Origin of the sequence: Mycobacterium sp. (assembly GCF_965229105.1) — a bacterium.
Classification (GTDB): Bacteria; Actinomycetota; Actinomycetes; order Mycobacteriales; family Mycobacteriaceae; genus Mycobacterium.
Window position 1 is genome coordinate 5,933,908 of the sequence record NZ_OZ245858.1, and the last position, 12,481, is coordinate 5,946,388.

Annotated in this window: 9 protein-coding genes; 3 read left to right on the forward strand and 6 right to left on the reverse strand. The window is 60.2% G+C overall.

Annotation, left to right across the window (positions count from 1 at the left end):
- Positions 1 to 542: 542 nt before the first annotated feature.
- The 6 genes from ADBZ9O_RS27910 to ADBZ9O_RS27935 form a co-directional block, all read right to left on the reverse strand.
- Entirely contained in the window at positions 543 to 2,624 is a 2,082-nt protein-coding gene (locus tag ADBZ9O_RS27910; RefSeq protein WP_526526463.1) for an acyltransferase family protein, read from the reverse strand.
- Positions 2,625 to 2,866: 242 nt separating this feature from the next.
- Positions 2,867 to 3,799 (reverse strand): SGNH/GDSL hydrolase family protein, encoded by a 933-nt coding sequence (locus tag ADBZ9O_RS27915; RefSeq protein WP_526526465.1) that lies wholly within the window; start codon positions 3,797 to 3,799, stop codon positions 2,867 to 2,869.
- Positions 3,800 to 4,097: 298 nt separating this feature from the next.
- Positions 4,098 to 4,469, reverse strand: coding sequence for a hypothetical protein (locus ADBZ9O_RS27920; RefSeq protein ID WP_526526467.1), 372 nt, complete (start codon positions 4,467 to 4,469; stop codon positions 4,098 to 4,100).
- Positions 4,470 to 5,038: 569 nt separating this feature from the next.
- Complete coding sequence (locus ADBZ9O_RS27925; protein ID WP_526526469.1) at positions 5,039 to 5,662, reverse strand: hypothetical protein; 624 nt, start codon at positions 5,660 to 5,662, stop codon at positions 5,039 to 5,041.
- 497 nt (positions 5,663 to 6,159) lie between these two features.
- Positions 6,160 to 7,653: a sugar transferase gene (locus ADBZ9O_RS27930; RefSeq protein WP_526533580.1), complete on the reverse strand. Its 1,494-nt coding sequence runs from the start codon at positions 7,651 to 7,653 to the stop codon at positions 6,160 to 6,162.
- 531 nt (positions 7,654 to 8,184) lie between these two features.
- A complete protein-coding gene (locus ADBZ9O_RS27935; RefSeq protein WP_526533582.1) occupies positions 8,185 to 8,721 on the reverse strand; it encodes an arsenate reductase/protein-tyrosine-phosphatase family protein in 537 nt (178 codons plus the stop codon).
- Positions 8,722 to 8,970: 249 nt separating this feature from the next.
- Between ADBZ9O_RS27935 and rfbA the strand changes: the two genes are divergently transcribed.
- Genes rfbA through rfbD form a run of 3 tightly spaced genes read left to right on the forward strand, consistent with a single transcriptional unit; the run spans position 8,971 to position 12,308 of the window.
- Positions 8,971 to 9,843, forward strand: a complete 873-nt coding sequence (gene rfbA / locus ADBZ9O_RS27940; RefSeq protein ID WP_526526470.1) for a glucose-1-phosphate thymidylyltransferase RfbA — start codon at positions 8,971 to 8,973, stop codon at positions 9,841 to 9,843.
- Positions 9,840 to 10,838, forward strand: coding sequence for a dTDP-glucose 4,6-dehydratase (gene rfbB, locus ADBZ9O_RS27945; RefSeq protein ID WP_526526471.1), 999 nt, complete (start codon positions 9,840 to 9,842; stop codon positions 10,836 to 10,838). Before rfbA ends, rfbB begins: the two co-directional genes overlap by 4 nt.
- A 9-nt stretch (positions 10,839 to 10,847) precedes the next feature.
- Positions 10,848 to 12,308 (forward strand): dTDP-4-dehydrorhamnose reductase, encoded by a 1,461-nt coding sequence (gene rfbD, locus ADBZ9O_RS27950; protein ID WP_526526473.1) that lies wholly within the window; start codon positions 10,848 to 10,850, stop codon positions 12,306 to 12,308.
- The last annotated feature ends 173 nt before the right edge of the window (positions 12,309 to 12,481 follow it).

The window sequence follows — 12,481 nt, forward strand, 5'->3', positions numbered from 1 at the left end:
CCTGCCCGCGAGTGGAACCGGCGTCGACACTGCTTTTCCTCGCCCTGCTCGCTTCAAATTGTTGACGACGGGGTGAGTTCTAGCCAACGTCGGGACTGGCCGGGTCTTCAAACCGTCGTCAACAGGTTCCATGGGTGTTGCGACGTTGACTAGTACCCATCCCGCGCGACTGGCCGGGTTTTCAACCTTCGCCAAGAAACGGGCCTGCCTTTTGCGATATCCGTGGCACCACAGGGACATCGAGGTGCTCGATGAGCTGCCTCCAGATACACAGCTTCGAGAAAGCTACCCGGTGCCACGGGCGAACGTGTCAGTACTGGAAAGCAGGCGGCACAACCCAGTGCCAGTGCCCGATTGCTCGGGAGGTAGGGGCGCGACGAGATCCATTAACCGGCGCAACAGAGCCACCACGTTCTACGCGCCCCTTCTGATGCCACCCATCGCTGCTTTGAGATCGGACCCGCAGGCGGCCCGTATACCGACTCTCCCGTGCTCGATAGGCCTCAGTCCAGCTATACGTTTTGCGTTGGCGGTCGCTGAGGCTAGCTCAGCGGAACCCCGGCGGCTTGGAAGGATTCGGCGATGACTGGGTAGATCTTCCTCCCATATGCGGGAGCCAGGTGCGCTTCGTCGTACTTCGTCGGGGTCACACCGGCGAAGGCCGGGCACAGCCGTCCGGTGCTGCAGAACCAGGTCCGTGAGTCGATCCACGCGCCGCCGATTTTCTCGGCGAGCGCGCGTTCGACAGTGGCGATGTCGTTCCACTGCTTGGTCACCTTGCCAACGCAATCGGCCGGTCCGTGGGATCGCTTACCGAAGCACTCCTTGATGTCGACTTCGCCCGGCGGTGAGGACATCAGTACGACATGTTTGGTGCTCGGGCGGAACTGTTCAATCAGTTTTTCTAGCGACTCGGACCAGTCGCCGGGGGTCATCGGCCGTTGGGCCCCGACCACCTTTCGGAGCCAGTCGAGGTTCGCGATGATGACAGCTTCTGGCTTCACGGCGTTGATGGTGTCGACGACGAACTGTTTACGGCCTGAGCAATTCGCTGCGAGGGTGGCGCTCTCGATTAGTTCGGTTGTGAACTCACACGACGCCATAGGCAGCACGATCAGCTGCACTTGACCGCCTGAGTTCATGACAATCTCTCGTAATGGCCCTGCGTAGCCGATGGCTACTGAGTCGCCTGCGAGAAGGATTTTTCTCGGTGCGGATGAGGATCCGAAAGTGCACGTGTTGAGGTCGATGGTGACGCTGCCCTTGTCGCAGGGGAGGATCGGAGTGTCGACGAGGCCTTCTTGAACGACGGTCTCGATCGACGGGTCAAGCTTGGGCCACCCGGTGGCTTGCAGCGCGGTGACGATCTCTTCCTGCAGGGCGGTGCCCAGCGGGCCTACTTGAAGCTGTGGTCCGGACGGGTCGACCTCGCTCGCATCGATCACCGGCGGGGCGGTCGGCTGCTTATACGCGTCAGGCCGCGTCGAGTACGCGACCAATGCGACGAGTACAAGTCCGAGGGCCCCGATGGCGGCGTATCTATTGCTCGGACTTGGGTCAAATTGGCGTCTGCGCATACCGCGCAGGGCCTCGTGGAAACTCCCATAGCTGGCGCTGCGTAGCGGTGTCTCGATGAAATGATACGACAGGATCGCCAGCCCGAATGCTGATGTGATAACGACGAGGTTGAAGAAGGCTCCGCCATCCATCAGTTCGGCGGCGAAGATGATGATCGGCCAGTGCACCAGGTACAGCGAGTAAGAGATGTCGCCGATGTAGCAGCTCACCGGGTTTCGCAGGAAGGCCTGATAGTTCGGCTCCCCACCCACTCCGGCGGCGATCACCAAGGCGGCACCGGACACTGGTAGCAGCGCCCACGGGGCAGGGAAACCTGACGAGTCGTCGGCGATAAGAATCAGACTCGCGGCGATCAGCGCCAGCCCTGCCCAAGACAGAAGTGGTTTCACCACCTCGGGGATCCGGGCAAGCACCCCGACAGCGGTGGCGAGTAGCGCTCCGACACCAAGCTCCCAGACCCGGGAGAAGGTGTTGAAGTACGCCCACGTCGGCGATATCGCCGTCTCGTACAGAGCCCACCCCAGCGACGCCGCGATGATCGTGGCCATCACGGCTCCCGCCAACTGCATGCGGTGCCGGTGGTCCCACGCCCTTCGGGCCACAACCAGGCCGATGACGAAGATCAGCGCTGGCCACACGAAATAAAACTGTTCCTCGATAGACAGCGACCAGTAGTGCTGTAGCGGGGACACAGTGTTGGCTGCCACAGCGAAGTAGTCGGTTCCTTCTATCGCGAACCGCCAGTTCGAGAAGAAGAAGAACGCGGTCACGGCGTCTAATCCGACCTGCTGCGATCGGAACGGCAGAAACACCAGCATGGATGCCACGTAGGTGAGCACCAGAACGACGGTGGCGGCCGGGATGATCCTCAAGGCCCGCTTCTTATAGAAGTAGCGAAACGACACGTTGCCTTTGGTTTCGGCCGCACGCAGCAAATTCCCGGTGATGAGGAACCCGGAAATCACAAAGAACACGTCGACGCCGACGAAACCGCCCCGCGGCCAATCCCACAGATGGTTAGCGAACACTGTCAGGACTGCGACCATCCGCAAACCCTGGATGTCCAAGCGCTGATGTGATTTCGCAGCTGCCCGCCGTCGGCGCCGCGAATAACTCTGGTAACGCTCCAGCACACTGGTCACTAGCTAATCCCCCCGGAAACTGAACTTGCCAATTCCGGTCACATCATGGCCCAGAATCGGGGTCCCCGCATACCTTAAGGCGAAGGCGCTTTCTCGATTTGGTGTCAGCGGAGGTGAGGCCTGCCGTGCGACAGCCGTCGCAGGGATCAGATCTGGGCGGCCATAACCGTAGCGAGGTGGTGGCCGATCGCCCTGTATGACGCTGGGGTGAAGTGGGTGCCGTCCACCGTCAAGGATGGTGGGACTTTCCCGTCCGCGACCGCCTGGACGTCTTCAGGCGTTGGTGCTACACCGGCTGCGGACAGGCCGTCAGCGATGAGCCACTGCCGCAAATCTACAAAGCGCGATCCGTAAGTGGGTGACAGCTCATCCCTGATGCTTGGAATGGTTCCGATCACCAAATACCTTTTGGGATCTGGTATTTCATTCACCATCGACGCAATGTCCCGGGTGATCGCCGCTGGCTGTGCAGCATTGTTGGTGCCGGCCCAGATGATTTGGACGCAGTCTCGGGAATCGTTCCCCTGGTCGCCGACGAAGACAGTTTGGGGTGGCACGGGGACAGCTTCAGTAGGTGGAGCGTCGGGTACGAACGAGAAGCCACCCTGGCCGGGCCCGAGGGTGTGCTGCATGGTGCCGGCCACACCAGCCAGCGTGCCGTGCATCTTCAATGTTTGCGGCTGGGGGTTCAAGCTCCATCCGTCGATAGGGTTGACGGCAGTGATGGCGCTCGGGGCGATAGTCCCGGGTTGGATGTGGTCGCCGCTCAGGGTCACTGCTGGTTTGAGTCCGCCTTGCCGAACTGCTATCTCAGCAGACCCTTCTGATGGGTTGCCGAAATTCTTGGTGTTGACATGAAGATCTTCGCCGAGCACCTCAAGCCATGTGGGAACACTGGCCACGTACTTGCCGGAGGCGCTTCTCGTCGCCGAGTACGTCAGCGAATCGCCCCAACCAACGACTTCGCCCTGCTTGCAACCGATGTCGGCGGCGCCGGTGCCCATTACCGAGCAGCACGTAAGACCCGAAAGGGAGACAAAGCAAGTCAACATCACAGCGATGCGGCCGCCAAAGATCATTCCTGGAGCCTAGATGTCCGTACCCTTTTCGGCGCGCTTCGGCAGCGTGAGTAGCGTCGCACGCTTCCATATTTGCCCGGACGATTTCTCCACGGAACCGCTGCGCCCATCTGCTGACGACGGTTGAAATCTACCCCTCTTCGACGGGTGAGTTTTAGTCATCGTGTGCGACACAGTCGGACGACACGGGGTTACCTTTCAGGCACTGTCGACAACGTGAAGCAATCATGCCGTTGTTCGATATACCGAACCTCGGCGAAATCTCCGGTCTGTATGTGCCGCAGGACGAAGCGGCACATCACCCAGCGTCTGGGACCGGGAACAATGGTTGCCCTTCTTCGATCGCCCAGACCTTATCGAAGTCGAAAACTTGGGCGGCGGGTGGTCGTACGGGGTATTCCTGCCAGGATGCCTGGTTGCCCAGCATTTCGGCCGTCGACACCTTCTTGGTCACATTCTCTGCGCCGGGGACGCTGACAGTCACAGCGTCATCGGTGACCGAAAACTCGAACAGATAGTCGCGGTCGAATTCGAGATTTGGAGAAAACGCGCCGTGAGCCAGCGTATTGAAGGGACGCCCGAGTTGGCGCACTTTGATGCTCCAGTCCGTACGGGTCGCAAAGAAGACGACCGTATTGGTGTCGTGCGGATCCCCGGTGAAGATGTTCATGGCTACCCCCGTTTGGACCAGTCCGGGTCTCACCCTACGGAATTGCCCTGCGGCGCCCATACCTCGCACATTCCCGGAGAATTGGCGGATGGCAAGTACTGGGCTCGCGCCCGAGTAGGTGAAGTGACCGCCCTTGATAAATCCGTCAATCGCCGGTCGCACCGTCGAGCTCCCCGACACTGCACTACCTTGCATATCCCAGCCGTCCCCCAAACCGAGGGTGGTGTCAGGGCGGTCGAAAAGGTCAATGAAAGACGCCTGCGACGGTTGCGGCGGAGCCTCCACTTGAGGCGGTACCGCGACAGCCGGAGCGGAGGAGGTTTCGGGTGGAACGTAGTGAGACTCGTACGCGGGGGGTTCGCGGCTGCACGATGCCAGCAGAATCAATAGCACCGCGAGGCAAAGGCAGCGCTTCACAGCCAACACTGTGTCACACACTGGATCTGGTTGCCAGGCAACGCACTGAAGCCGCCCCCTTGTACAGGCTCCAATACTGTTGTAACAGTGTCGATTCGAGGTGGTCCCACACGACTAATTCGAGCAGAATCTATCGCCCACCAACGAGATTGTCACTGCGCAGCAACATCGCAAACGGATTCGTGATACTTACAAAACGTTGCACAATTCTCATTGTCCACCTGCTCCGGTAGCGCACACCATGTGGCGACCTTAATATTGTGCTTCGCTAACTTGCCTTCAGGGCTGGCCGCCGAATTGCCAGGCGTGCCAGCAGAAGCAACCGTCTCGTTACAGTTGAGATTCAGTAAAAAATCACCATATCGCTTCTCACCTCCGATACCAGTAAAGATCGATTTCTGCCACGAGGTGACGATGCAGTCATCGGATGCCAGCCGACTGCCGACGACCGTATTGATGATCGGGTGACCTCCCCACCCGCTCACCGTCGACGACGCCTCGGCGTAAGTCTTTCCGTTCAATGGGTCGTCTGCAGCTGCGATTCCGCTAGCCGAGCAAAGTAGGGCTAATGCAGCGCCTGCGACAGCAACGACGCGAACTGTAAAATTCATCCAGGCCCCCCGGTTTCGAAGTTCGGTGCCCACCTGCGTTGACGAGCAATCGTGAAAATAGTACCCACAGTTGAGCGATTGCGGCCACCGTTCCATGCTCACCGGAGGTGTGTCGGCGCCGCGCTGCTGCAAGCCGCCTGCAAACTGGACTATGGCGCTTGCCAATTGGCAACTTTAGAAATGTTGGTCCTCACAATCGGCGCATGATCGTCGAGGCCTGTTGCGCGCCAAGGGTTCCCGCCAGGCCGACGTGAAGCTCGAAACCGCGCGGCCCGCTCCGGCTGTGAGCCCCTGGCAACTCGTCGAATCGAAAGTCGGGCCGCCAAGCCCCCGGCGACTTCGGTGTAGCGGTCCGTCGATTTGCCGATCGGTGCACCGCTACGCATGCCAGCAACTCGTGGGGACGAGACAACGTGACAACCGTCGACATGCCCCCGAGCTCGATACTTCAGCAAACACGGCAACAGCAGGGCCGCTGCTGGTCGTAGCGTGAGTTGGCTCTCGTTGCACTACGACGATGCCAGCCACTGGCCTTCGCATTGACTGTGCTGGGTGAAAGAGTTGGATCGTCCACCGTGTGTGTGTCTACCGTCGTACGATCGCGCGTCGCGGATGGGAACTCACGGCCAAGGGGCGCTTTGCCACCGCCCGGCGATACCAGCTCAGTACGCGCCTGAGGGACCGATCACTGCTTTCACAGTTTTCAAGGCGATCAGCAGGTCAGCAATCATCGACCAGTTCTCGACGTAGAACATGTCGAGCCGGACCGAGTCCTCCCAGGACAGGTCCGAACGTCCGCTGACCTGCCACAGACCGGTGATACCGGGCCGCACCAGTAGGCGGCGCTTGGCATAGTCGTCATAAGACTTGACCTCGCTGGCCAGTGGCGGGCGGGGTCCGACAACGCTCATATCCCGCTTGAGGACGTTGAAGAACTGCGGCAACTCGTCGATGCTGTGCTTGCGCAGGAATCGGCCGACCGGTGTCACCCTCGGGTCGCTGCGCATCTTGAACAACACCCCGCCGTCGCTTTCGTTCAGAGCAGCGAGTTCCCCCAGCAGAGCATCGGCACCATCGACCATGGTGCGGAACTTGATCATTTCGAAGGCCCGGCCGTCCAGACCGATACGCTCGGAACGGTAGAAGACGGGACCCTTGCTGGTGAGCTTGACTGCGATCGCGACGGCTAGGAGAACGGGCAAACCACACAGCACCACCAAACTGGAGAACATGAGGTCGAACAACCGCTTCTGAAAACGCTTGGCGCCGTTGTATTGCGGTTTCTCGACGTGGATCAAGGGCAGACCGGCGACAGGGCGCATCTGGAGACGAGGTCCCGCGACATCCACCACACCCGGCGAGACAAGGAGATCGACGTCGAGCTTCTCCAGCTCCCACGACAGATCCCGGATACCACGACCGTCGAGACGCTCGGTGGCTGTAACGGCCACGGCGTGGCTGTGCGTTGCCGTCACGGCGCCAACGACGTTGGACTCATCACCAAAGGTCGGTATTGTTCCGACGCCGGGGACCTCGAGCTCGGTGCGAATGACCGGGCCGGGAATGCAAGCGCCTACCACGAGGTATTCCGATCGTGGCTCTCGAGCGAGAGAAGCAGTGAGGTCCCGTACCGCTGAGGCGTTACCGACAACCAGAACACGGGTGATGCATGCGCCTGTCTTCGCGCGCGCATTGACGATGACGCGGCGCGCAATCCAGCGAAAGAGGATCAAGGCCACGAGACCAGTGGGCAACGCGATCATGAGATATCCGCGAGCTATGTCTAGCTTGAATACCATCGACATGATGGCGACGCCGCCAAAGACCGAAAGCGTAGCCAGCCATACCCGCCGGTATTCCTCCGCGCCGGTTCCAATGACACGCGGCGAACGAGAGCGGTTGATCGACAGCGCCAGCATCCAGCCGACCCCGATGGCAAGCGACACCGCCGTATAGTTCCAGTACTGATATGTCGGTGTGGTACCCGGCAAAGCACCAAAGCGAAGCCACTGGGCCAAGCCGACCGCCAAGACAACACCCAGCAGATCTACTGCCACAAGTCGACGCGAATACCCCCGCTGCCACGCCGGAATTTTGCTTAGTGTCGGTTCTGCACCAGGTAGAGCGGCCACCATCCGATCGTTTACTGCCGTCATGTGCCCCCCAAGACGTTTGATTCTCGGTGGAACCTTATCTGTCAGCAGCAATCATCTCAAGGTGAGCGGGTCCTCACAGCGAAACGTAACAATCCGGCAACGGTTCGGAGATTTTAAGGGCTTCACTTTCACCTTGCGGTGCACTACCCACCGGTCCCGAAAATGACAATACGGAGATGGACCCAGAGGGCTGAACGGTCACAAGGGTTAATGCCTTGCCGGGGCGGCATCCACAGGCCGCGCTCGCGAGCGTCTAGGGGCGGCGCGCTGTACGAGCGACAGCGCGCCCACCAGTACGTACGCTGGTGTTTGTTGCTTTCTGCAACATACGACGCTCGCCGCCGCGGCATCTCGATCGGTAGACCCAGCTCCGTACCTCGGCAGAGCGGCGCCCACCAGATGCACCCTCTTGGAAGTCGCTGTGAACGCTCTCGTTCGGCACTCGACAATTCCGAAATGTTTGCCAAATATGCGATCTAGGGGCGATTCGGCCGCAACATCCAGCAGTGCGACCGACCGGTCGATATATGGCTAATCAACCGTCTCAGTCGCCGATCGTCGGCAAAGATCGAGCACCGGCTCCAAGAGGTCCGCAATCAGCGAACCAACCTCAGCGAATACGTCGATACCTTGGCCTATTGGATCGGAAATATCCGCGCGCTCGTGCGGGGCCAGTTGGGGCCGTCGCATTGCTAGATCAGCGACGTCCTGTGCGTTGCACACTGAGACGAGTCGGGACGCTTCGGTCAGCGTGAAGGTTCGCTGCAGTTTGTTCGGGGCGAGTTCCAGTAGCGAGTCACGATGTGCCGTCGTCATGGTGAGGACCAAGTCTGCATCGGTGGCTATGCGCCGCGTGAGCTGACGCGCTGCGAATTCGGATGTGTCACCGCCCAGCTTTTCCAGAACGAGCGCAGCATGGCGGTGAATCGGGTGCGCGATCACAGCGCGGGTGCCAGCGCTCGATGCCGTCAGGTTCGGCACGTTGTGCCGTTCACAGTACGCAGTCGTCAGTCGCTCGGCGGTAGGTGAACGACAGATGTTTCCCGTACAAACGAAGAGTATGTGCAGGGGAGTCTCCTAGTCCGGTCAACTATCCTTCCGGCACCGCTCAGAATGAGCTGACCCTACTTCACGCGCCGTCGTTCTCGCACGTCCGCTATCTCGGCGTGAGCCTGTCTCAGGTGCGCGACCCGCAGCTACCGCGCACTCCGGCAACGGCCCGCTTAGTTCGTAGCGAGATCCGATGGGGCACAGGCATGGGCGCGCCAAGCTGCCTGTCGGTCAGCCACATTCATCGGCGTATGCCACGATGTCCCTGTGAGGGGCATTATCTTGGCGGGGGGGTCCGGCACGCGGTTACACCCGATTACTCTCGGAGTGTCAAAACAGCTGATCCCCGTCTACGACAAGCCGATGGTGTATTACCCGCTATCGACGCTGATGTTAGCTGGCATCCGCGACATACTCGTGATAACGACTCCGCATGATGCAGAGCATTTTGAGCGCCTCCTTGGTGATGGATCGCGATTCGGAATATCGATAACCTTTGCCCAACAACAGTCACCCGATGGATTGGCACAAGCATTCACAATTGGTGCTAATTTCATCGGGACCGACAAGGTTGCGCTGGTTCTGGGCGACAACCTGCTGTACGGGCCAGGTTTGGGCGGGCAGCTCACACGCTTTGCGGACGTCGACGGCGGCGCTATTTTCGCCTATTGGGTAGCCGAGCCTTCTGCGTACGGCGTGATCGAGTTCGACAGTGGCGGATTGGCAATAACCCTGGAGGAAAAGCCAGAGCACCCGAAGAGCAATTATGCCGTCCCAGGCCTCTACTTCTACGACAATGACGTGGTCGCGATGGCCGACAGCTTAAAGCCGAGCACACGCGGCGAATACGAGATTACTGATATCAACCGCACGTACCTGGAGCAGGGCCGCCTCCAGGTGGAAGTGCTGCCACGCGGAACAGCATGGCTCGACACCGGAACATTCGACCAAATGACCGACGCGGCAGACTTTGTGCGCACCATGGAACGAAGAACCGGCCTGAAGATAGGCGTGCCCGAGGAAATCGCTTGGCAGCAGGGCTTTCTCACCGACGAAGAGTTACGCAAGCAGGCTTTAACGATGGTGAAGTCCGGCTACGGGGCCTACCTGCTGCAACTGTTGGAGAGAGAACGCCGATGAAAGATCTTCTCGTAACCGGCGGTGCCGGATTCATCGGCTCTAATTTCGTCCATCACATCGCGGAGCACACCGAGCATCACGTAACCGTGCTCGACAAACTCACGTACGCCGGCAATCGCGCTTCGCTGTCGGGTCTATCCGAAGAGCGCGTCAGATTCGTCCACGGCGATATCACCGATGCCAAGCTCATTGATCGGCTGGTGGGTTCCGCTGACGCGATCGTGCACTTTGCCGCCGAATCGCACAACGACAACTCACTTGATGACCCATACCCGTTCGTCCACACCAATTTGGTGGGCACGTTCACGTTGTTGGAGGCGGCACGTAAGCACGGCACCCGGCTACACCACATCTCCACCGACGAGGTGTACGGCGATCTGGCGCTGGACGAGCCAGGCAAGTTCAGCGAGGGCACCCCGTACAACCCATCGTCGCCCTATTCCTCAACGAAGGCGGGCAGCGATCTCTTGGTACGTGCGTGGGTTCGGTCGTTCGGCGTAGCCGCGACAATCTCGAATTGCTCGAACAATTACGGCCCTTACCAACACGTCGAGAAGTTCATCCCGCGCCAGATCACCAACATCTTGCGAGGTGTGCGCCCCAAGCTCTACGGCGAGGGCCTGAACGTCCGCGACTGGATCCACGCCGATGATCACTCGTCGGCCGTTTTGACGATCTTGGACAACGGCAAGATAGGAGAAACGTATCTCATCGGCGCCGACGGTGAAAAGGACAACAAGACCGTTGTCGAGCTGATTTTGACTCTCATGGGTCAGGACGCGGACGCCTACGACCACGTCACTGATCGGGCCGGCCACGACCTGCGATATGCAATCGATCCCACCAAACTCAAGGACGAGCTGGGCTGGCGGCCGCGCTACCAGGACTTCGAGCGCGGCCTCTCCGCGACGATCGACTGGTACCGCGAGCACGAGAATTGGTGGGCCCCTGCAAAAGATGCCACTGAAGCCTTCTACGCCAGGCTCGGCCAATAACCAAAGGATATGAGGACGGTCGTGATCGAGTACGGAAAGACCTTGCGTACGAACGCGACTCCGATCCCCGGGTTGCTGTTGTTGGATCTGCCAGTCCACGGCGATAGCCGCGGCTGGTTCAAGGAGAACTGGCAGCGCGAGAAGATGGTGGCTGCCGGATTGCCCGACTTCGGACCCGTGCAGAACAACGTGTCATTCAACGACGCCGCGGGGACGACGCGCGGTATCCACGCCGAGCCCTGGGACAAGTTCATCTCAGTCGCCACTGGCCGTATTTTCGGCGCTTGGGTCGACCTGCGCGCAGGGCCCTCGTTCGGCAATACATTCACAGCCGAGCTCGACCCGTCGCGAGCGGTGTTCGTGCCACGTGGGGTCGGCAATGCGTTTCAAACTCTCGAGCCGAACACCGCTTACGTATACCTGGTCAATGACCACTACTCCCCCGATGCTATCTACACATCGGTGAACCTGGCCGACGAAACAGCCGCTATCAATTGGCCGATCCGCCTGGACCGCGCTGAACTGTCAGTGAAGGACCGCGGCCACCCGCGGCTGGCAGATGTCAAACCCGTTCCGCCCCAGAAGGTTTTGGTCCTAGGAGCCAACGGGCAGCTGGGCCTTGCGTTATGTGAGACGTTTGCGGACGTGCCTAATGTTGAGTTCACCGGGCGCGCCGACCTCGACATCACCGGGCTCGATCTTGATGGCGCACGCCGCTGGCGCGATTACGACACGATCGTTAACGCAGCCGCGTACACCGCGGTCGATGCTGCCGAGACCATAGAGGGCCGACGTGCGGCGTGGGCCACAAACGTCACTGGTGTTGCCGCATTGGCGCGCATTGCCGCCGAGTACGACATCACACTCGTGCATATCTCCAGCGATTACGTGTTCGACGGCGCCGCATCGGTGCCCTACCGCGAAGATGATCCCGTAGTGCCGCTCGGTGTCTACGGTCAGACGAAGGCCGCCGGCGATCAGATCGTCGCCACCGTTCCACGCCATTACATCGTGCGTACATCGTGGGTAATCGGCGAAGGCCGAAACTTCGTGCGCACCATGCTGTCGCTAGCTGAGCGCGGTATCAATCCGTCCGTGGTCAACGACCAACACGGACGGTTGACATTCACCTCGGAGCTATCCCGCGCCGTCCGGCATCTGATCGAGACGCGTGCGCCGTACGGCATCTACAACGTGACCGGCTCCGGGACGGTTGCCTCCTGGGCGGACATCGCACGGCATGTGTTCACCCACGCCGGACACGACCCGGATCGGGTGACCGGCGTGAACACCGCCGAATACTTTGCCGCGGCAACAGGTCCGGTCGCGTCGCGCCCGCGTAACAGTGTCCTCGACCTGACAAAGCTTGAGGCCACGGGGTATTCGACGGGCGACGCCGAGGCAACACTCACCGATTACGTGAAGGCCGCAGTCGCGGCGACAGACGTCCCAGATCGGAGTGGTCGGTAATGCACCCGCTGTGGACGCCTACTTCTTCGCGCGGTCGCGCGGCCGCTGGGAGCTGCTCCATTACACACGCTAAATCACCTGTGCAGCAACGAGGGTTAAGCGAGAAGGTCTCTCAGACTCCGGCACAATGGACGATTGTCGGTCGATGATGGGCCACTTCCCCCCGACGTCGG